Source organism: Chenggangzhangella methanolivorans (assembly GCF_019797865.1).
GTDB lineage: Bacteria > Pseudomonadota > Alphaproteobacteria > Rhizobiales > Methylopilaceae > Methylopila > Methylopila methanolivorans.
Window position 1 is genome coordinate 2,976,395 of record NZ_CP081869.1, and the last position, 19,997, is coordinate 2,996,391.

The following is a 19,997-nucleotide window of genomic DNA, read 5'->3' on the forward strand; positions in this document are numbered from 1 at the left end:
GCCTCGCGCTCGTGTCGGTGCCCGTCAAGCTCTATCCGGCGACGAAGTCGGGCGCGCGGCTCTCGTTTCACCAGGTGCACGAGCCGACCGGCAAGCGCATCCGCTACGAGAAGGTCGTGCCGGGCGTCGGACCGGTCGAGGCGCACGACATCGTCAAAGGCTACGAGATTTCGTCCGGCCGCTACGTGCTGCTGGAGGACGAGGAGCTCGACGCCCTCAAGATCGAGGCGAAGAAGACGCTCGACCTGATCCAGTTCGTCGATCACCACGAAATCGATCCGATCTGGTTCGACCGGCCCTATTACGCCGCGGCCGACGGCGACCTCGCGGAGGAGGCCTACGCAGTTCTGCGCGACGCTCTGCGCGCGACCAAGAAGGTCGGCCTTGGCCAGTTCGTGATGCGGGGCCGCGAATATGTCGGCGCGCTGAAGCCTTGCGGCGACGGGCTGCTGCTGGAGACGCTGCGCTTCGCCGACGAGGTGCGCGAAGCCGCGCCGCTGTTCGCCGACGTCGCCGACGAGGAGCCGGACGAGGAGCTTCTCGACCTCGCTAAGGAGCTGATCGGCCGCAAGGCCAAGCCGTTCAAGCCCGAGGCGTTCTCCGACAGCTACACCGACGCCGTGAAGGCGCTGATCGACGCCAAGCGGAAGAAGAAGCCGCCGGTCGACATCGAGGAGGACGAGCTCGACGACGGCCGCGGCGCGAAGGTCATCGACCTCGTCGAGGCCCTGAAGCGCAGCGTGCGCGGCGGCGACGAGCCGAAGGGCGGCCCAGCGAAGACGGCTTCAGGTTCCAAGACGTCGAAACGCAAGGCGGGCTGATGGCGCGCGCCTCCGCGCTCGACTCGTACCGAGCCAAGCGCCGCTTCGACGCGACGCCGGAGCCGAGCGGCGACGCCGAGACCGAGGCGGGATGGCGCTACGCCATCCAGAAGCACGACGCCACGCGTCTCCATTACGATCTTCGGCTCGAGCTTGACGGGGTGCTGCTGAGCTGGGCCGTGACGCGCGGCCCGAGCCGCGACACGTCCGAAAAGCGCCTCGCGGTGCGCACCGAGGATCACCCGGTCGACTACGCGACGTTCGAGGGCGTCATTCCGGAAGGGTACGGCGCCGGGACGGTGATGCTCTGGGACCATGGCTCGTGGGAGCCGGTGGGCGATCCGCGCCAGGGGCTGAAGGACGGCAAGCTCGCTTTCCATATCCACGGCGAGCGGTTGGTCGGTCGTTGGGCGCTCGTGCGGATGAAGCCCAGAAAGGACGAGAGCCGCGAGAACTGGCTTCTGATCAAGGAGAAGGACGAGCACGTCTCCCGCCGCGGCGACGTGTTGAAGACGCATGTGAAAAGCGTCGCGAGCGGCCGCACGATGAACCAGATCGCCAAGGGCGCGGCGCCCGCGGAGCGCTCCGCGCGGAAGTCAGGCGCGCCGGGTTTCGTCGAGCCGATGCTGGCGACGCTGGTCGAGACGACGCCGGACGGCGACGACTGGCTGTTCGAGGTGAAGTTCGACGGCTACCGCGCGCAAGTCGCCGCCGCGGGCGACGAGGTCGCGATCTACACCCGCAGCGGTCTCGACTGGACCTCCCGCTTTCCCGCGATCGCCGAGGCGGCCAGGAAGCTCAAGCTCGACGGCTGCCTGATCGACGGCGAGATCGTCGCGCTCGACGAGAACGGCGTCAGCGACTTCGGGGCGCTCCAAGGCGCGCTCGAAGACGGCCGCTCGCGGTCCCTGAGCCTCTTCGCCTTCGACCTGCTGTTCGACGGCGGCGAGGACATCCGCCGGTTGCCGCTGACCGAGCGCAAGGCGCGGCTGAAGCAGCGGCTGCGCTTCTCGAAGGGCCCTGTCCATTACGCCGACGACTTCGAGGACGGCGCAGGCGGCCTCGAGGCGCTGTCAAAAGCCGGCTACGAGGGCGTGGTGGCCAAGCGCCGGTCCGGGACGTACCGGTCGGGCCGGGGCAAGGGCTGGCTGAAGATCAAGGCCGGCCATCGCCAGGAGTTCGCGATCCTCGGGGTGTCTCCGTCGGAAAAGGACCGGCCCTTCGCCTCGCTGCTGGTCGGGCTGACGGAGGGACGACGCCTCGTCTACGCCGGCCGGGTCGGCTCGGGGTTCTCCGACGCCGATTTCGAACGGTTGACGAAGGCTTTTTCGCCGCGTTGGCGCGAGGCTCCCCCGATCAAGCCGCCGCCTGGCGCGATCGGCCGTAACGCGCGCTGGCTCGAGCCCGATCTCGTCGCCGAAGTCGCCTTCGCGGGCTTCACCCGCGACGGACAGGTGCGCCACGGGCGTTTCCTCGGACTTCGGGAGGACAAGCCGGCGCGCGCGGCGAAAAGGGAGCGGGCCGCGGCCGCCAAGGCCGCTTCGGGGTCGTCGAAGCGCAGCGAGGCGGCGCCTGCCCCGCATGTGCGCCTCACCCATCCCGAACGGGAGCTCTATCCGGGCGTCACGAAGGCGGACGTCGCGGCCTATCTGGAGACGGTCGCGCCCAGGATGCTGCCCTTCGCGGAGGGCAGGGCGCTCAGCCTGGTGCGCTGTCCGGAAGGGATCGCGGGCGAGCGCTTCTTCCAGAAGCACTCGCATTCGGGGCTCCCGGAAGCCGTCGGCCGCCGAATGATCGAGGACGGCAAGGGCGAGCCCTTCGAGGCGCTCTTCGTCGCCGACGCCGAGGGGCTGGCGTCGACCGCTCAGGTCTCCGCGCTCGAAATCCACATCAACGGCGCGCGGCTTGATCGTCCCGACAAGCCCGACCGTGTGGTGTTCGACCTCGATCCGGACGAGACGGTCGGCTTTGCGGAGGTGAAGGAGGCGGCGTTCGAGCTGCGGGAGGCGCTTCTCGCGCTGGAGCTGGAAAGCTTCGCGCTGCTCACCGGCGGCAAGGGCGTGCACGTCGTCGCGCCGCTCGCCCGCAAGCGCGGCTGGGACGAGGTCTCGGCCTTCGCCAAGGCGCTCGCCGAACGCTTCGCGGAGGCCGAGCCGAAGCGCTTCGTCGCGACGATGACCAAGGCCAAGCGCCGCGGGAAGATCTTCATCGACCACTTTCGCAACGGCCGAGCCGCGAGCGCGATCGCGCCCTACAGCCTGAGGGCGCGCGACGGCGCGCCGGTCGCCTGTCCGGTCACGTGGGAGGAGCTGCGGCGCCTCGACCGCGCCGACGCCTTCCAGATCACGGACGCGGAAAGGATCGCGGCCGCCGACCCGTGGAAGGGCTATGCGACCGCCGCCAAGCAGTCGATCTCGGCGCGGGCGCTGAAGGCGCTCGTGGGCGACTGAGCGTCTCGTCCAACGATGGCGACTGCTGAACCAACTGCGTGCTTCGAGACGCCGTCCTGACGGACGGCTCCTCAGCATGAGGAAGGGTGAGGCTGCAAAGACGATCCTCATGCTGAGGAGCCCGCTCTTCGCGGGCGTCTCGAAGCACGCAGTTCGGTTCAGCCAGCTGAAGCCCTGTCGAGGTCCGACCTCACCGATAGCCGTAGCGGTCCTGCTCCAGCGTCGCCCCGCCATAGGAGCGTTGGGCGGAGCGGGCCGGAGCGCGGCGGACCGGCGGGGCCGACATCGCCTCCTCGCCGACGCGCGACAGCGGTTGGTAGCCGTCCATCTCGCCTTGCGAGCCGCCCTGCGGCGCGGGCGCTGCGTCATAACCCTCGCCCATGCGCACGGGCTGCGGGCCGGCGTGCCAGCCCATGGCCGCGGGATCGGCCGCGACCGGCTGCTGGCGGGCCGAGACCTGACGGCGGGCGGGCGCCGGGCGCGGCTCGTAAGCCTCGGCCTGCGGCGCGGGCGCGCCATAGCCGTAGTCGTCGCGCGAGGCGACGCGGGTCTGGCGGCGCGGGGCCGGGTCGGGGCGCGTCTCGATGACGGGCAGCGGCGCGCTCTCGACGCCCGAGTCGCGGCGCTCGCGCCAGTCGACGTCGGAGGCGGGCTGGCGGCCGGCGTCCTCGGCGAGCTCCTGGTCGCGCCAGCGATCTTCCTCGCGCAGGCCGTTGTCTTCCTGGATCTGCGCGCGGGCGACCGGGCGCGCCGGGATCGGGCGCTCGAGGGCCGCGACCTGCGTTTCGCGGACGCGGGCCGAGCGCTGCCCCGGAAGCGGCTCATAGGTCGGCACGCCGCCATAAGCTCCGCCCTCGGCGCGGGCCGGACGGGCGTCGGCGACCTGGACCTCGGCCCTGCGCGGCGCGGCCGCGACCGTGCGCACCTCGGGCTGCGGCTCGTCGTGGATGATGTCGACCTTGGCCACCATCACGCCGTCGACGCGTTCGTCGGGCGCGGGCGGCGGGCCCCAGCGGCCTTCGCCGCCGTACCAGGTCTTCGGCGGCTTGGTCTTGTCGTAGAAGGCGTTGCCGCCCGCGACCAGCACGTAACGCATGTTGTTGTAGGGGAACTTGTAACCGGCCGTGTGGAAGAACTGCGCGTTCTGGACGCCCGGATGGCGCTTGCCCGCGAGCACGACGTCGGCCATGCGGCGGGCGCGCGGCGCGCCCTTGTCGAGCATCGGCCGGGTCAGCACTCCAGGGGCGAACTGGCGCGGCGCGCCCACGACCTCGCACACCGTCGCGCCGTATTTGCCGGACTTGTGGCGGTTCATCACGACCGTGCCGACCGCCAGCATGCCGGCGTCGCTTGAGCGGTTCGATTCGAAATACATCGCGCGGGCGAGGCATTCGCGCTCGCTCAGCCGCACCTTGGTGACCGTCACCTTCTGGGCGCAGCCCGCAAGGCCGATCGAGGCGATCGCCATCACGGCGAGGGCGCGGAGCGAAGCCGCCGACGGTCGTCCTGACAAGGCGAAACTCCACTCGATACGCAACATGAGCGGCGGGGCGCTTGCGTCTTTTCCGCAACAGCAGAACCGGAAACAACGCGAGAGCCTCGGGCGGTCTCAAGAAAACGCGAAGAGTCTGAGCAAAGCTTTAATCCGCGGCGCAAACCAGCGGCCTCTGACGCGCCGGGTGGACATGGCGGCCATGTCCGGGCCATAGGCCGACGCGTCTCCGCGACCGGGAGTTTTCCGACGTGACAGAACTCATCACCACGGCGAGCGCGTCACCGGCGCGTTCGCTCGCCAAGACGATCAGCTGGCGCGTGCTCGGCTCGCTCGACACGCTGCTGCTCGGCTACATCTTCACCGGGTCGCTCAAGGCCGCCGGCTCGATCGCCTCGGCCGAGGTCGTGACCAAGATCATCCTCTATTATTTCCACGAGCGCGGCTGGGCCCACATCGCCTGGGGAACCCGCGTGCCGAAGCCGCTCAGCGCTCACCCCGAGCCCGCGCCGGTCTCCTCGGACAGCCAGGCCAGATAAGCCTCCGATCCGTCCACGATCGGGTGGACCACGATCTCGGGCAGCTCGTAGGGGTGGAGCTCGAGGATCAGCGCCTCGAGGCCGTCGCGCCGGGCCGCCGTGGTCTTGATCTCGAGCACGGTCTCCTCCGCGGTCTCGATCGCGCCCTTCCACCGATAGAGGCTTGTCGCCGGATAGATCCGGGCGCAGGCGCCGAGCCGCCGCTCCACCGCGGCGCGCGCGATGCGTTCGGCCGCCGCGCGATCGTCCGTCGTGGTCGTCACCGTGCAGAACTCGGCCATCGGATCCTCTTTAGGAACGCGGAGCCTGCGGCAAGCGTCCGCCGCAGGCTCCGCAGGCTCATTTCGCCGTGGGGGCCCCGCCATGGGCCTCGAGCATACGCCGCATGTCGGCGATCTCGCGCTCCTGCGCGGCGACGATCTCCTGCGCCAGTTTCCGGACCGCCGGATCCTTGCCGTAGCGCAGGACGACCCGGGCCATGTCGATCGCGCCCTGGTGGTGCGGGATCATGCCGGCGAGAAAGTCCCGGTCGGCGTCTCCGGTGTAGGTCTGGCGCATCGAGCCGTGCATGGCGGAGGCCGCCTCCTCGAAGGCCTTGGTCGAAGGCGAGGCGTCGGCCCCGCCATGGGCCGAGTGATCCATCGCTCCGTGGTCGTGGCCGGCCTGCTGGGCGGAGGCCGCGCTTGCGAGCGCGAGAAGGCATGCGGCCGCAAGGCCGCGCGTGACGTGACGCATTCGGGTGTTCCGTTTGAAAATCAAAGATCGAGTGGGCGAGGCGGCGCCGGTCGGCGCCTGGCGTCACGCGGTCTTTGGCGGCGGCGCTGAGGGGCCGTGAAAGACGCCTTCTGCGGTCAGGGCCGACCTCGCCTCGGTCGAAAGCCCCGTGATCTCCGGAGCCGCCATGGTCTCGGTCGCGGCCGAGAGGCCAAGCGACATGACGCAGGCCGCGGTCGCCGGGGGGTGGACGGCGTCGCCCGCCGGAGGCTGAGCGGCGTCGCCATGCATGGCGTGCGCGTCGCGTCCGGAGTCGGCCTCCTCGCGCCCGTATTCATGACCTTGGTGAGTCGCAGCGGGGTCGGCGGCGGCCGGCGAGGCGTGCGCGCAGCAGTTCGGCTGGACCGCGAACACGGCCAGGAATGCGAGCAGCGTGAGCGCGCGAAGGATCATCGGGACAGCATCGCCCGTCGCCTTGCCGCCCGCAACGCGTCTGCGGCGAACCCTTGGCGTCAGCGATAGGACTTGATGTTGCCGAAGCCGCCGGTGGAGAAGTCGTAGACCGACTGCTGGACCTCTTCCTGGCTCTGATAGACCGGCCCGTTGTAGCTGCGCTTGGCGAAGGGCTCGGAGCCATAGGCCTCCGCGCGGGCGCGCTTCCGGACGCGGATGTCGACATGGTCGCGGCGATGGCGCGGATAGGCTTGCGGGTCGTAGTAGCCGCGGCCTTCCCAGCGGTCCTGCCAATAGGTCGACTCGGCCTTCGCCTGCGGGGCCGACGCCCATAGACCTGCGGCGGCGAGCGCAAGGCTCGCAATGAGGATCTTCATCGGCTTCGATCTCCGCTGTTCGACGCCGGGAAACGCGCCGTCCCCGCCCGCCGTTCCCGCGCCGGGCTTGCGATGACGCAGCCGTGACGCGCGCTCCGCGCATGGCCGCCCGTCTTTGACGCGCCGCGGGAGGCTCTGCTAAGCGCATTCGCGGCGCAGCGGAAAGCCCTTTTCCGCATCAGGCGCCGGCCCGCTCCTCCCCCGCGGGATCCCTAGCGAGCGCCGATGACAGACGCCACGCTCAAGCGCTACGAGGCGCTCGTCCGCTCGGGCGCGCTCGATCCCGATCCCGGTCAGGCGAGGCTCGCCGCCCGCCTCGACGCCCTCGAGAAGACCCTGCGCGAGCGCGTCGGCGACCGCCGCGGTCCGCTCGGCTGGCTGTTCGGCCGGTCCAACGCGCCCGCGCCGAAGGGCCTCTACGTCTGGGGCGAGGTCGGGCGCGGCAAGACGCGGCTGATGGACCTGTTCTTCGCAAGCGCCCCGGTCGAGGCCAAGCGCCGCGCGCATTTCCACGACTTCATGCAGGACGTCCACGCCCGCATCCATGCGGCGCGGCAGGAGGCGAAGTCCGGCAAGGGCTCGGGCGACGTCATCCCGGGCGTCGGCGACGCCATCGCCAAACAGGCCTCGCTGCTCTGCTTCGACGAGTTCCACGTCACCGACATCGCCGACGCCATGATCCTCGGCCGTCTGTTCGAGCGTCTGTTCGAGCGCGACGTGGTGGTGGTGGCGACCTCGAACGTGCCGCCCGAAAACCTCTACAAGGACGGCCTCAACCGCTCGCTGTTCCTGCCCTTCATCAAGATGCTGGAGCAGCGCCTCGACGTGTTCCGGCTCGACGCGCGCACGGATTTCCGGCGCGAGAAGCTCGGCGACCGAAAGGTCTGGCTGACGCCGCCGGACGCCGCGGCCGAGACCGCGCTCGGCGAGATCTTCCTCGCGCTCGCAGGCGAAAAGGGCTCGCCCGAGACGATCGAGGTCGCAGGCCGCAAGATCGCGATTCCGCTCGCCGCCAACGGCGTCGCGCGGGCGAGCTTCGACGATCTTTGCGCGAAGCCGCTGGGGCCCGGCGACTTCCTCGCCATCGCGCGGCGCTACCACACGCTGGTGCTCGACCGCGTGCCGAAGCTCGACGAGACCCGCCGCAACGAGGCTCGCCGCTTCATGACGCTGATCGACGCGCTCTACGAGCGCAACGTCAAGCTCGCGGCATCCGCAGAGACCGGGCGGGACGGCATCTGGACGGGGTCTGAAGGCTACGAGGCCTTCGGCTTCGTGCGCACCGCCTCGCGGCTGGCCGAAATGGGCTCCGACGAGTGGCTGTCGCGCCCCCACGGCCAGGGCTCGAGCGCCGCGAGCGGCCAAACCACGGGACTGGTCGAGACCTGAGATCAACCCATTTGTGCGGCGCAACGGACCGAAACCGCGATTCGCGGCCTCCATGTCTTGAACGGCGTCTTCGATCGGGCTAGTCGAAACGCCTCTCGTCCCGGGCCGCGACAAGGCCCCGCTCAGCCTTAGAATTTGAAGGAAGAGGACCAATGGCGCGCAGCAAGATCGGACTCGTGGGCGCTGGCCAGATCGGCGGCACGCTCGCCCATCTCGTCGGCCTGAAGGAGCTCGGCGACGTGGTGATGTTCGACATCGTCGACGGCGTGCCGCAGGGCAAGTCGCTCGACCTCGCCGAGTCCTCGCCGGTCGACGGCTTCGACGCCAAGCTCAAGGGCACCTCGTCCTACGAGGATCTTTCCGGCGCCGACGTGGTGATCGTCACCGCCCGGCGTGCCGCGCAAGCCCGGCATGAGCCGCGACGACCTCATCGGCACGAACCTGAAGGTGATGGAGCAGGTCGGCGCCGGCATCGCGAAATACGCCCCGGACGCCTTCGTGATCTGCATCACCAACCCGCTCGACGCCATGGTGTGGGCGCTGCAGCAGGCCTCGGGCCTGCCGGCCGAGAAGGTCGTGGGCATGGCGGGCGTGCTGGACTCGTCGCGCTTCCGCTACTTCCTGGCCGAAGAGTTCGGCGTCTCGGTCGAGGACGTCACCGCCTTCGTGCTGGGCGGCCACGGCGACACCATGGTGCCGCTCACCCGCTACTCCACCGTCGCCGGCATCCCGCTGCCGGATCGTGAAGATGGGTTGGACCACCAGGAGAAGCTCGACAAGATCGTCCAGCGCACCCGCGACGGCGGCGCCGAGATCGTGGCGCTGCTCAAGACCGGTTCGGCGTTCTATGCGCCTGCGGCCTCGGCGATCGCGATGGCCGAGAGCTACCTCAAGGACAAGAAGCGCGTGCTGCCCTGCGCCGCGCATCTCACCGGCCAGTACGGTCAGAGCGACATTTATGTCGGCGTGCCGGTGGTCATCGGCGCCGGCGGCGTCGAGAAGATCGTCGAGATCGAATTGAACGGCGCGGAGAAGGCCGAGTTCGAAAAGTCGGTCGGCGCCGTGAAGGGCCTGATCGAGGTCTGCAAGTCGATCGCCCCGAACCTCGGCAAGTAAAAACGCGCGAAGGCTGCGGCGCGTCTCCGAATGGGCGCGCGCCGCGCCTCCTCTCTCGATCCACGGGAGGCGTCGTGGCGATCGGCGACCTGCTCGACGTCCTGAACGGCCTCGCGCACTGGCCCGAGGCGCCGCGCGGCGACAACGGTCCCGCGCGGCGCGCGGTCGACTGGATCGCGCTCGGCTCAGGCGCGCTCGCGACAACGTGCGCGGGCGCGGCGCTTCTGATCGGAGCCTTCGGGGCCGCTTCTCCGGCCGCCTATGGCGAGTTCGCCGCCTCGACGTTCATGCTGCTCGTCGTGGCCGGATTGGGCCTTCCGGTCTTCTACTTCGTCGCAAGTCTCATTGCGGTCGGCGTTGACCGGCTCTTCGCCGGACGCTAGGGCCCCGTTCGACCAAAGTTCTTCATCCATCACGTCCGCGGCCGGCCGCCGGTGTTTCGGGACGCCCATGAGGGAAGCGAGATGAACATTCACGAATACCAGGCGAAGGCCCTCTTGGGTAAATTCGGCGCGCCGGTGCCTGTCGGCTTCCCGATCCTCTCGGCCGCCGACGCCGATCAGGCGCTCGCCGGCCTCCCCGGCCCGGTGGGTGGTGAAGTCCCAGATCCATGCGGGCGGCCGCGGCAAGGGCAAGTTCAAGGAAGCCGACGCCGGCGAGAAGGGCGGCGCCTCGCGAAGTCGCGCGAGGAGGCCAAGGAATTCATTGGCCAGATGTTCGGCAAGACGCTGGTGACCGTGCAGACCGGCGCCGCCGGCAAGCAGGTCAACCGCCTCTACGTCGAGGAAGGCTCCGACATCGCCAAGGAGTTCTATCTCTCGGCGCTGGTCGACCGCGAGAGCGGCCATGTGGCCTTCGTGGTCTCGACCGAAGGCGGCATGAACATCGAGGACGTGGCGCACGACACGCCCGAGAAGATCCACACTTTCACCGTCGACCCCGCCACCGGCGTCATGCCGCATCACGGGCGTTCGATCGCGCAGGCGCTCGAGCTCAAGGGCGACCTCGCCAAGCAGGCCGCCAAGCTCGTCGACCAGCTCTACGCGGCCTTTGTCGGCCTCGACATGTCGATGCTCGAGATCAACCCGCTGATCGTCACCAAGGACGACAAGATCCGGGTGCTGGACGCCAAGGTCTCGTTCGACTCCAACGCCCTCTATCGCCACCCCGAACTCGCCGAGCTCCGCGACCTCACCGAAGAGGACGAGAAGGAGATCGAGGCGTCCAAGTATGACCTCGCCTACATCGCGCTCGACGGCACGATCGGCTGCATGGTGAACGGCGCGGGCCTCGCGATGGCGACCCTCGACATCATCAAGCTCTACGGCGAAGAGCCGGCGAACTTCCTCGACGTCGGCGGCGGCGCTTCGGAAGAGAAGGTCACGGCGGCGTTCAAGATCATCACCGCCGACCCGCAGGTGAAGGGCATTCTGGTCAACATCTTCGGCGGCATCATGAAGTGCGACGTGATCGCCAATGGCGTGATCGCGGCCGTGAAGGCGGTCGGCCTCTCTGTGCCGCTGGTGGTGCGGCTTGAGGGCACCAACGTCGAAGAAGGCAAGAAGATCATCGCCGAGAGCGGCCTGAACGTGCTGCCGGCCGACGACCTCGACGACGCTGCCCAGAAAATCGTCGCGCCGTGAAGGGGAACTGAGCCGATGTCCATCCTGATCGACGCGAACACCAAGGTCATTTGCCAGGGCTTCACCGGCAAGAACGGCACCTTCCATTCGACCCAGGCGGTGGCTTACGGCACCAAGATGGTCGGCGGCGTGGCCCCGGGCAAAGGCGGCCAGACCCATCTCGACCTGCCGGTGTTCGACACCGTGGCTGAAGCCCGCGAGGCCACCGGCGCCGACGCCTCCGTGGTCTACGTTCCGCCGCCAGGCGCGGCCGACGCGATCTGCGAGGCGATCGCGGCCGAGATCCCGCTGATCGTCTGCATCACCGAGGGCGTTCCGGTCCTCGACATGGTGCGGGTGAAGCGCGCTCTCGAAGGCTCGAAGTCGCGCCTCATCGGCCCGAACTGCCCGGGCGTCGTCACCGCCGGCGAGTGCAAGATCGGCATCATGCCGGGCAACATCTTCAGCCGAGGCAATGTCGGCGTCGTCTCGCGCTCCGGCACGCTGACCTATGAGGCGGTGTTCCAGACCACGCAGGAGGGCCTTGGCCAGACCACCGCGGTCGGCATCGGCGGCGACCCGGTCAAGGGCACCGAGTTCATCTCGATGCTCGAGCTGTTCCTCGCCGACGAGCGCACCGAGTCGATCGTGATGATCGGCGAGATCGGCGGCTCGGCCGAGGAGGACGCGGCGCAGTTCCTCGCCGACGAGGCCAAGCGCGGCCGCAAGAAGCCGACGGTCGGCTTCATCGCGGGCCGCACGGCCCCTCCCGGACGCCGCATGGGCCATGCCGGCGCGATCATCTCGGGCGGCAAGGGCGGCGCCGAGGACAAGATCGAAGCCATGGAGAAGGCCGGCATCCGCGTCTCGCCTTCGCCCGCGCGCCTCGGCAAGACGCTCGTGGAATTGCTGAAGGGCTGAGGCTCTTCTCAGCGTCGGTGCTTGAAGGGGATCGGCCGCGAGGCCGGTCCCCTTTTGCGTTCGAATCGACTAAATTCAGCCGAATTGACGCAGGCTTTCAGCCAATCTGACTTTGGCGCCACGCTGATTTCGCATTTCCGTCGTTCTAATCCGAGCGCGCCGCGCCTATATTGCAGCGCGAAACGCCAGCAACCGATCCGATCTCAAGGCTTTTTCCCATGTCACGCCAGGCGGCGAACGAAGGTTTCTCGCGCACATCCTTTCTCTGGGGCGGGAACGCCGCCTACGTCGAGGATCTGCAGGCGCGCTACCTGAAGGATCCCTCCTCGGTCGATCCGGCCTGGAAGGCGTTCTTCGACGAGCTCGGCGACGAAGCCGCCGCGGTCGAGATCGCCGCCGAAGGCCCGTCCTGGGAGAAGCCGAACTGGCCGATCCCGGCGAACGGCGAACTCGTCTCCGCGCTCGACGGCGACTGGGGCCGGATCGAGGTCGTGGTCGGCGACAAGGTCAAGGCGAAGGCCGCGGCCAAGGGCGCGCCGGTCTCCGAGGCCGAGATCCAGGCCGCGACCCGCGACTCGACCCGCGCGCTGATGATGATCCGGGCCTACCGGATCCGCGGCCATCTCGCCGCCGACCTCGACCCGTTGAAGCTCGACAAGCGCCCCGAGCGCGAGGAGCTCGACCCTGCGTCCTACGGCTTCTCGGAAGCCGATCTGGACCGAAAGATCTTCATCGACCACGTGCTCGGCATGGAGTACGCGACCGTCCGCGAGATGCTCGCGATCCTGCGCCGCACCTATTGCGGCACGCTCGGCGTCGAGTTCATGCACATCTCCGATCCGGCCGAGAAGGCCTGGATCCAGGAGCGCATCGAGGGGCCGGACAAGGGCGTCGCCTTTACCAACGAGGGCAAGAAGGCCATTCTCAACAAGCTGGTGGAAGCCGAGGGTTTCGAGAAGTTCCTCGACGTCAAATACACCGGCACCAAGCGCTTCGGCCTCGACGGCAGCGAGTCCATCGTCCCGGCGCTCGAGCAGATCATCAAGCGCGGCGGCGCGCTCGGCGTGCGCGAGATCGTGTTCGGCATGGCCCATCGCGGGCGCCTGAACATCCTCGCCCAGGTGCTCGGCAAGCCGCACCGCGCGATCTTCCACGAGTTCAAGGGCGGCTCCTGGACCCCGGACGAGGTCGAGGGCTCGGGCGACGTCAAGTACCACCTCGGCGCCTCGTCGGACCGCGAGTTCGACGGCAACACCGTGCATCTCTCGCTGACCGCCAACCCCAGCCACCTCGAGATCGTCGATCCGGTGGTGCTCGGAAAGGTGCGCGCCAAGCAGGACCAGCACACCGACGTCGACCGCGTGAAGGTGATGCCGCTGCTGATCCATGGCGACGCGGCCTTCGCGGGCCAGGGCGTGGTGGCCGAGTGCTTCGGCCTCTCGGGCCTGCGCGGCCACAAGACCGGCGGCTCGATCCACTTCATCATCAACAACCAGATCGGCTTCACGACCGCGCCGCGCATGGCGCGCTCCTCGCCCTATCCGTCCGACGTCGCCAAGATGATCGAGGCGCCGATCTTCCACGTGAACGGCGACGACCCCGAGGCCGTCACCTTCGCGGCCAAGATCGCGACCGAGTTCCGGCAGAAGTTCCACAAGCCGGTCGTCATCGACATGTTCTGCTACCGGCGCTTCGGCCACAACGAAGGCGACGAGCCGGCCTTCACCCAGCCGCGGATGTACAAGATCATCCGCAGCCATCCGACCGCGCTCGAGAGCTACGCCAAGCGCCTGCTGGACGGCGGCGTCATCAAGCCGGGCGAAGTCGACGAGATGCGCCAGGCGTTCCGCGACCGGATGGAGACGGAGTACGAGTCCGGCCAGGCCTACAAGCCCAACAAGGCCGACTGGCTCGACGGCCGCTGGTCGGGCCTGAAGGCGACGCGCGACTATGACGATCCGCGCCGCGGGAAGACCGGCGTTCCGATCGAGCGCCTGAAGGAGCTCGGTCGCAAGATCGCCTCCGCGCCGGACGACTTCGCGGTCCACCGCACGGTGAAGCGCCTGCTCGACAACCGTCGCAAGATGGTCGAGGACGGCGAGGGCATCGACTGGGCGATGGGCGAGGCGCTCGCCTTCGCGTCGCTGCTGACCGACGGCAGACCGGTGCGCCTCTCCGGCCAGGACGTCGAGCGCGGCACCTTCTCCCAGCGCCATTCGGTGCTGACCGACCAGGAGAACGAGGGCCGCTTCACGCCGCTCTCCAATCTCTCGGAGGATCAGGCGCGCTTCGAGGTCATCAACTCGATGCTCTCGGAAGAGGCCGTGCTGGGCTTCGAATACGGCTACACGCTCGCCGAGCCGAACGCCCTCACTCTGTGGGAGGCCCAGTTCGGCGACTTCGCCAACGGCGCGCAGGTCATCGTCGACCAGTTCCTGTCGTCGGGCGAGCGCAAGTGGCTGCGTATGTCGGGCCTCGTGATGCTGCTGCCCCACGGCTATGAGGGCCAGGGTCCGGAGCATTCATCGGCCCGTCTCGAGCGCTATCTGCAGATGTGCGCCGAGGACAACATGCAGGTCGCCAACTGCACCACGCCGGCGAACTACTTCCACATCCTGCGCCGCCAGCTCGTCCGCGACTTCCGCAAGCCGCTGATCCTGATGACGCCGAAGTCGCTGCTCCGCCACAAGCGCGCGACCTCGTCGCTCTCGATGATGGACGAGGGAACCTCGTTCCACCGCCTGCTCTGGGACGACGCCGAGCTCGATCCGAACTCGGTCGTCAAGCTGAAGCCGGACGCCGAGATCCGCCGCGTCGTGATGTGCTCGGGCAAGGTCTATTACGACCTGCTCGAGGAGCGCGAGAAGCGCGGGATCGACGACGTCTACCTGCTGCGCGTCGAGCAGATCTATCCGTTCCCGGTGAAGGCCGCGGTCAGCGAGCTCGGGCGCTTCAGGCACGCCGAGGTCGTCTGGTGCCAGGAGGAGCCCCGCAACATGGGCTCCTGGTTCTTCGTCGAGAGCTACATCGAGTGGGTGCTGAACAACATCGGGGCCGAGAACCGGCGTCCGCGCTACGCCGGCCGCCCGGCCTCGGCCGCGACGGCCTCGGGCCTGATGTCGAAGCACCTCGCGCAGCTTCAGGCGTTCCTCGACGAGGCGCTCGGCTGACGCCGGGCGTTGGCGTCGGCGGGCAGGTTCCGGCGGCGCGCCCCTTGGCGCGCTGCGTCGGCGGCATAGCTGACGTCACGTGAAGTTTCTGACCGGCCTCGAATGAAATCGTCTATGACGTGGCCGGAAAATCCGATCGTCGTCCGCCGGGCGACGCACCCGACTGCGCCGCCGGTGCGACGCTTCAAGAACAGGGGAGGCCCCTTCGCGCGAAGGGGGCGAGCTGATGGCCACTGAGATCCGCGTTCCGACGCTCGGCGAATCCGTCACCGAGGCCACCATCGGCCGCTGGTTCAAGAAGCCCGGCGAGGCCGTGAAGGCCGACGAGCCGGTGGTCGAGCTCGAGACCGACAAGGTCACGCTCGAGGTTCCGGCCGCCGCCGGCGTGCTCGGCCAGATCGAGGCCAACGAAGGCGACACGGTCGGCGTCGACGCGCTGCTCGGCTCGATCGAGGAGGGCGGAGCCGGCGCGGCTCCGGCCAAGAAGGACGACGCCAAGCCCGCCGCCGGCTCGAAGGAGGCGGCCAAGCCCGTCGCCGACACCGCGAACGAGACCAAGCCGAAGGCGAACGGCGGATCCGCGCCGGCCGACGCCGGCCTCGCGCCGTCGGTCCGCCGCCTCGCCGAAGGACCGGCGTCGACCCGGCCAAGGTCGAGGGCACCGGCAAGGACGGCCGCGTGACCAAGGGCGACATGCTTCGGCCCAGGGCAGCGCGCAAGCCAAGGCGCCGTCGGCTCCCGCGCCGAGCGCGCCCGCTCAGGTCCGCGCGCCGTCGCCGGCCGACGACGCCAGCCGCGAAGAGCGCGTGCGGATGACGAAGCTGCGCCAGACCATCGCGCGCCGCCTCAAGGACGCCCAGAACACCGCCGCGATGCTGACGACCTTCAACGAGGTCGACATGACGGAAGTCATGGCGCGGTCGAAGTACAAGGACACCTTCGAGAAGAAGCACGGCGTGAAGCTCGGCTTCATGGGCTTCTTCGTGAAGGCCGTGGTCCAGGCGCTGAAAGACCTGCCGAGCGTCAACGCCGAGATCGACGGCACCGATCTCATCTTCAAGAACTACTACCATGTCGGCATCGCGGTCGGCACTGACCGCGGCCTCGTCGTGCCCGTGGTGCGCGACGCCGACACGCTCGGCCTTGCGGGCGTCGAGAAGACGATCGCCGACTTCGGCAAGCGCGCCCGCGACGGCAAGCTCGGCATCGAGGAGATGCAGGGCGGCACCTTCACGATCACGAACGGCGGCATCTACGGGTCGCTGATGTCGACCCCGATCCTCAACGCGCCGCAGTCCGGCATTCTCGGCATGCACAAGATCCAGGAGCGGCCGATGGCGATCGGCGGCAAGATCGAGGTGCGGCCGATGATGTATCTCGCGCTCAGCTACGACCACCGCATCGTCGACGGCAAGGAGGCCGTGACCTTCCTCGTCCGCGTCAAGGAGAGCCTCGAGGATCCGGCCCGGCTGGTGATGGACCTCTAAGCAGGGGAGCGCCTCGATGGAGGGCCCGCCGCGCTTCGTCCCGTCGCCCGGGGCCGAGTTCCCCGAGCCGTGGGACCAGGCGGCCGCCGACTGGCTCGTCGGCAAATACGCGCTTGTGGGGATCGCCTTCGTCGGTCGCGACGGCGAGCGAAGCGGCCAGTATCACGGCCGGATCGTCTCGGCGGATCCGCAAGCCGGCATCACGATCGAGTGCGAGGGCGGCTCAAAGGGCGAGACCCTCGTGATGCCGCCCGCGACCGGCTGGTTCGGCCACGCCCATCCCGGCGAGTACAAGCTGAAAGCGACGGGCGAGGTCGTGATCAATCCCGACGTTGTCACCACCTGGCGCATCGAACAGGGGGGCTCGGCCTGACCCGCTCCGACGCAGAAGTCGACGCGCCGGACGTGGCGGCCGCGCTGGCGGCGCGCAAGAAGACGCTCGACCGCCAGACCGTGATGGCGATCCTCGGCCTCGTGGTGGTCGCGGCCGTCATGGTGGTGGACCTGAAGGACTTCGGCCGCTCGCTCGACGGGATCGTCCAGATCCTGCCCTGGCTCGTCGGCCTGTCGATCGCGATCTTCGTGCTCAACCGCTGGACCTTCGCGATCCAGGCCAAGGCGTTGCGGCGCGATTTCCGTCAGGCCGGCGGCGCTTAGGGGCGAACAAGGTTCGAGGGATCGGGGGCGAACATGCATCGCAGCGTCCTGAGCGTTTTTCTGGCAGTCCGACTTTGGCTCGGCGCGCTCGCCCTCATCGCGGGGACAGCGGCCGCGGTCGCAGCAGAGGGCCCGCAGGCCGCCAACCTCTCGGTCGTCGACCTCGACGCCGAGGCGCTGAAAGAGCGGATGATCGCGCCCAAGGCCATCGGCGACCTCGTCGCGCCGACCGGCCGGATCATCGCGGCCGATCCCCTGGTCAATCCCGATCATCCGCCGTTCGGGCGCACAGTCGCGCCGGGCAGCTATCCGGTCACGCTGTTCTTCGCGCAGGAGCGCGTCGCGCTCGCGATGCTGCGGCTTGCGCCCGGCAAGATCGCGAGATGGCGGATCGCCACCACGCCCGGCCAGGACGCACGAAGCTCAAGGACGGCGAGATCTTCGGCTATGGCGTCGACGCGGGCCTCGGCTCCTTCATGGACCACGAGGCGGTGCGGGCGATGCGCTGGCGCGGCCGCGAGACCAAGTGCGACAACTATTACGACTGCGTGCTCGCCGACGAGCTCGCGGCCAACAATGACGACTACGCGATGCACCTGCCCATGAAGGACGAGGACGCCAACGTCGCGGTGTTCTCCAGCGGCTGGGGCGACGGCTTCTACGCGACCTATTGGGGCGAGGACGAGAGCGGCCAAGCGCTCGCGCTCGTCACCGATTTCGGCGTGCTGGAGGACGGCGACGGCCGCACGTTGCAGCAGCGCCGCGTCGCGGCGATGTCGCCGGAGCAGCGCGAGGCCGCCGGCCGGGCCCATGCGGCGATCCAGCGCGACGACGAGGCGGCGCTGCGCGCCGTGCTCATCGAAGGCGTCGCGACGCCCGAAGCCTTCGCGCCCGAGACCGGCGAGACCCTGACGCTCGAGGCGGTGCGCGGCGACAAGCCGAAGGCGCTCGAGACCCTGATCCGCTATGGCGCGCGCCGCGAGGGTCGACGCCGAGACCGCGCGCGTCTTCGAGCTCCGCACCTATGCGGACTATGCAGGCTCTCTGGAGAAGCCGATCGAGGGCCTGAACGAGCAGCCACCGAAGCTTTCGGCCGCGCTCAAGGACGTGCTCGCGCGCTGGGACGCGGGCGCGATCGCGCCTGCCTCCGACGGTCCCGCCTCCGCCCCTCCCGGGGGCGCGAAGCCGACGCCCTGAACCCTATATGAGGCGCGGACCCGAAGAGCCGCGCCGCATATTCCTCGACAGAAAGAACCGAAAGAGACCCATGGCCTACGATCTCGTCGTCATCGGCACCGGACCCGGCGGCTACGTCTGCGCGATCCGCGCGCGCTCGGCCTGAAGGTGGCGGTCGTGGAAAAGCGCGCCACCCATGGCGGCACCTGCCTCAATGTCGGCTGCATCCCCTCCAAGGCCTTGCTGCACGCCTCGGAGCTGTTCGAGGAGGCGGGCCACGCCTTCGCCAAGATGGGCATCAAGGTGCCCGCGCCTGAACTCGACCTCTCGCAGATGATGGCCTTCAAGGACGAGGGCGTCGCCGGCAACACCAAGGGCGTCGAGTTCCTGCTCAAGAAGAACAAGATCGACGCCTTCCACGGGACGGGCAAGATTCTCGGCGCCGGCAAGGTCGAGGTCAGCCCCGAGAGCGGCGAGAAGACGACGCTCGAGACCAAGGCGATCGTGATCGCCACGGGCTCCGACGTCGCCAAGCTCAAGGGCCTCGAGATCGACGAGGCCAAGATCGTCTCGTCCACCGGCGCGATCGCGCTGAAAACCCTGCCGAAGAAGCTGGTCGTCGTCGGCGGCGGCGTGATCGGGCTCGAGCTCGGCTCGGTGTGGCGCCGGCTCGGCTCGGAAGTCCTGGTGGTCGAGTTCCTCGACCGCATCCTTCCGGGCATGGACGTCGAGCTCGGAAAACAGTTCCAGCGGATCCTCGCCAAGCAGGGCATGGAGTTCAAGCTCGGCTCCAAGGTCACCGGCGCCGAAAAGGCGGGCGAGCGCCTGAAGGTCAAGATCGAGCCGGCGGCGGGCGGCGCGGCGGAGGAGATCGAGGCGGACGTCGTGCTGGTCGCGATCGGCCGCACGCCCTTCACCGAAGGCCTCGGCCTCAAGGAGGCCGGCGTCGAGCTCGACGAGCGCGGCCGGGTGAAGACAGACGGCCACTTCAAGACCACTGTCGACGGGATCTACGCCATCGGCGACGTCATCGTCGGCCCGATGCTCGCCCACAAGGCCGAGGACGAGGGCGTGGCGATCGCGGAGACGCTCGCCGGCAAATCCGGTCATGTGAACTACGAGGTCATCCCGAACGTCGTCTACACCTATCCGGAAGTCGCCTCGGTCGGCCGCACCGAGGAGGAGCTCAAGAAGGACGGCGTCGAGTACAAGGCCGGCAAGTTCCCCTTCACGGCGAACGGCCGCGCCAAGGCGAACGGCACCACGGACGGCTTCGTGAAAATCCTTGCGGACGCCAAGACCGACAAGGTGCTGGGCGTCCACATCGTGGGTCCGGACGCCGGCACGCTGATCGGCGAAGTCGCGGTCGCGATGGAGTTCTCCTCGTCCAGCGAGGACATCGCCCGCACCTGCCACGCGCATCCGACGCTGTCGGAAGCCGTCAAGGAAGCCGCGCTCGCCGTGGAAGGCCGCGCCATTCACATGTAAGGGCGGAAGCGACGCAACGCCGTCATGCCGGCCGAAGAGCCGGCGTCCAGAACCGCGACGCCTGCGACAAAGCGGGACGCGTCGCGTTCATGGATCCCGGCTCAAGGCCGGGATGACGGCGGCGG

16 protein-coding genes and 5 pseudogenes are annotated in these 19,997 nt (G+C 68.8%); 16 read left to right on the forward strand and 5 right to left on the reverse strand.

Annotated elements, in window-relative coordinates; translation table 11 throughout:
* Positions 1-11 precede the first annotated feature (11 nt).
* Both ku and ligD read left to right on the forward strand, forming a co-directional pair.
* Complete coding sequence (gene ku / locus K6K41_RS15625) at positions 12-821, forward strand: non-homologous end joining protein Ku (RefSeq protein ID WP_261401288.1); 810 nt, start codon at positions 12-14, stop codon at positions 819-821.
* Entirely contained in the window at positions 818-3,271 is a 2,454-nt protein-coding gene (ligD, locus tag K6K41_RS15630; protein ID WP_378146076.1) for a DNA ligase D, read from the forward strand. Before ku ends, ligD begins: the two co-directional genes overlap by 4 nt.
* Before the next feature lie 190 nt (positions 3,272-3,461).
* Here ligD and K6K41_RS29545 read toward each other — a convergent pair whose 3' ends face one another.
* The gene (locus K6K41_RS29545) at positions 3,462-4,739 is read right to left on the reverse strand and encodes a cell wall hydrolase (RefSeq protein ID WP_315855042.1); all 1,278 of its coding nucleotides are present in this window, start codon (positions 4,737-4,739) and stop codon (positions 3,462-3,464) included.
* A gap of 275 nt (positions 4,740-5,014) precedes the next feature.
* Between K6K41_RS29545 and K6K41_RS15640 the strand changes: the two genes are divergently transcribed.
* Positions 5,015-5,302, forward strand: coding sequence for a DUF2061 domain-containing protein (locus K6K41_RS15640; RefSeq protein ID WP_261401290.1), 288 nt, complete (start codon positions 5,015-5,017; stop codon positions 5,300-5,302).
* Here the strand turns inward: K6K41_RS15640 and cutA are convergent.
* The 4 genes from cutA to K6K41_RS15660 form a co-directional block, all read right to left on the reverse strand.
* Complete coding sequence (gene cutA / locus K6K41_RS15645; RefSeq protein ID WP_261401291.1) at positions 5,257-5,583, reverse strand: divalent-cation tolerance protein CutA; 327 nt, start codon at positions 5,581-5,583, stop codon at positions 5,257-5,259. The genes K6K41_RS15640 and cutA overlap by 46 nt on opposite strands.
* Before the next feature lie 58 nt (positions 5,584-5,641).
* Positions 5,642-6,037, reverse strand: a complete 396-nt coding sequence (copM, locus tag K6K41_RS15650) for a CopM family metallochaperone (RefSeq protein WP_261401292.1) — start codon at positions 6,035-6,037, stop codon at positions 5,642-5,644.
* 63 nt (positions 6,038-6,100) lie between these two features.
* Positions 6,101-6,469 (reverse strand): hypothetical protein, encoded by a 369-nt coding sequence (locus K6K41_RS15655; protein ID WP_261401293.1) that lies wholly within the window; start codon positions 6,467-6,469, stop codon positions 6,101-6,103.
* Positions 6,470-6,528: 59 nt separating this feature from the next.
* A complete protein-coding gene (locus K6K41_RS15660; RefSeq protein WP_261401294.1) occupies positions 6,529-6,846 on the reverse strand; it encodes a hypothetical protein in 318 nt (105 codons plus the stop codon).
* 225 nt (positions 6,847-7,071) lie between these two features.
* On the opposite strand from K6K41_RS15660, the gene zapE reads away from it, so the two are divergent.
* The 13 genes and pseudogenes from zapE (at position 7,072) to lpdA (ending at position 19,872) form a co-directional block, all read left to right on the forward strand.
* A complete protein-coding gene (gene zapE / locus K6K41_RS15665) occupies positions 7,072-8,235 on the forward strand; it encodes a cell division protein ZapE (protein ID WP_261401295.1) in 1,164 nt (387 codons plus the stop codon).
* Between the two features lie 152 nt (positions 8,236-8,387).
* Positions 8,388-8,564, forward strand: a pseudogene (locus tag K6K41_RS30500) (lactate/malate family dehydrogenase); the annotation flags it as partial.
* Positions 8,565-8,646: 82 nt separating this feature from the next.
* Entirely contained in the window at positions 8,647-9,351 is a 705-nt protein-coding gene (locus K6K41_RS15670) for a malate dehydrogenase (RefSeq protein ID WP_428978527.1), read from the forward strand.
* A 74-nt stretch (positions 9,352-9,425) separates the two neighbouring features.
* Complete coding sequence (locus K6K41_RS15675; RefSeq protein ID WP_261401296.1) at positions 9,426-9,734, forward strand: hypothetical protein; 309 nt, start codon at positions 9,426-9,428, stop codon at positions 9,732-9,734.
* A gap of 81 nt (positions 9,735-9,815) precedes the next feature.
* Positions 9,816-10,994 carry an ADP-forming succinate--CoA ligase subunit beta gene (gene sucC, locus K6K41_RS15680; RefSeq protein ID WP_261401297.1) on the forward strand — a complete coding sequence of 393 codons (1,179 nt, stop codon included), beginning with the start codon at positions 9,816-9,818 and terminating at the stop codon, positions 10,992-10,994.
* Positions 10,995-11,009: 15 nt separating this feature from the next.
* Complete coding sequence (sucD, locus tag K6K41_RS15685; protein ID WP_261401298.1) at positions 11,010-11,894, forward strand: succinate--CoA ligase subunit alpha; 885 nt, start codon at positions 11,010-11,012, stop codon at positions 11,892-11,894.
* Positions 11,895-12,112: 218 nt separating this feature from the next.
* A complete protein-coding gene (locus K6K41_RS15690) occupies positions 12,113-15,064 on the forward strand; it encodes a 2-oxoglutarate dehydrogenase E1 component (RefSeq protein ID WP_261401299.1) in 2,952 nt (983 codons plus the stop codon).
* A gap of 226 nt (positions 15,065-15,290) precedes the next feature.
* A pseudogene (locus K6K41_RS30505) lies at positions 15,291-15,576 on the forward strand (biotin/lipoyl-containing protein); the annotation flags it as partial.
* Between the two features lie 105 nt (positions 15,577-15,681).
* Positions 15,682-16,551, forward strand: a pseudogene (gene odhB, locus K6K41_RS15700) (2-oxoglutarate dehydrogenase complex dihydrolipoyllysine-residue succinyltransferase); the annotation flags it as partial.
* Between the two features lie 16 nt (positions 16,552-16,567).
* A complete protein-coding gene (locus K6K41_RS15705; RefSeq protein WP_261401301.1) occupies positions 16,568-16,924 on the forward strand; it encodes a hypothetical protein in 357 nt (118 codons plus the stop codon).
* A 32-nt stretch (positions 16,925-16,956) separates the two neighbouring features.
* The gene (locus K6K41_RS15710; protein WP_261401302.1) at positions 16,957-17,208 is read left to right on the forward strand and encodes a hypothetical protein; all 252 of its coding nucleotides are present in this window, start codon (positions 16,957-16,959) and stop codon (positions 17,206-17,208) included.
* 189 nt (positions 17,209-17,397) lie between these two features.
* Positions 17,398-18,416, forward strand: a pseudogene (locus K6K41_RS15715) (DUF4241 domain-containing protein).
* Positions 18,417-18,475: 59 nt separating this feature from the next.
* Positions 18,476-19,872 (forward strand): annotated as a pseudogene (gene lpdA, locus K6K41_RS15720) (dihydrolipoyl dehydrogenase).
* The last annotated feature ends 125 nt before the right edge of the window (positions 19,873-19,997 follow it).

Bases quoted from the DNA above. Each gene is read 5' to 3' on its own strand.
- K6K41_RS29545 (WP_315855042.1), bottom strand. From the start codon at position 4,739: ATGGCGATCGCCTCGATCGGCCTTGCGGGCTGCGCCCAGAAGGTGACG.
- cutA (WP_261401291.1), bottom strand. From the start codon at position 5,583: ATGGCCGAGTTCTGCACGGTGACGACCACGACGGACGATCGCGCGGCG.
- copM (WP_261401292.1), bottom strand. From the start codon at position 6,037: ATGCGTCACGTCACGCGCGGCCTTGCGGCCGCATGCCTTCTCGCGCTC.
- K6K41_RS15655 (WP_261401293.1), bottom strand. From the start codon at position 6,469: ATGATCCTTCGCGCGCTCACGCTGCTCGCATTCCTGGCCGTGTTCGCG.
- K6K41_RS15660 (WP_261401294.1), bottom strand. From the start codon at position 6,846: ATGAAGATCCTCATTGCGAGCCTTGCGCTCGCCGCCGCAGGTCTATGG.
- zapE (WP_261401295.1), top strand. From the start codon at position 7,072: ATGACAGACGCCACGCTCAAGCGCTACGAGGCGCTCGTCCGCTCGGGC.
- K6K41_RS15670 (WP_428978527.1), top strand. From the start codon at position 8,647: ATGAGCCGCGACGACCTCATCGGCACGAACCTGAAGGTGATGGAGCAG.
- sucC (WP_261401297.1), top strand. From the start codon at position 9,816: ATGAACATTCACGAATACCAGGCGAAGGCCCTCTTGGGTAAATTCGGC.
- sucD (WP_261401298.1), top strand. From the start codon at position 11,010: ATGTCCATCCTGATCGACGCGAACACCAAGGTCATTTGCCAGGGCTTC.
- K6K41_RS15690 (WP_261401299.1), top strand. From the start codon at position 12,113: ATGTCACGCCAGGCGGCGAACGAAGGTTTCTCGCGCACATCCTTTCTC.
- K6K41_RS15705 (WP_261401301.1), top strand. From the start codon at position 16,568: ATGGAGGGCCCGCCGCGCTTCGTCCCGTCGCCCGGGGCCGAGTTCCCC.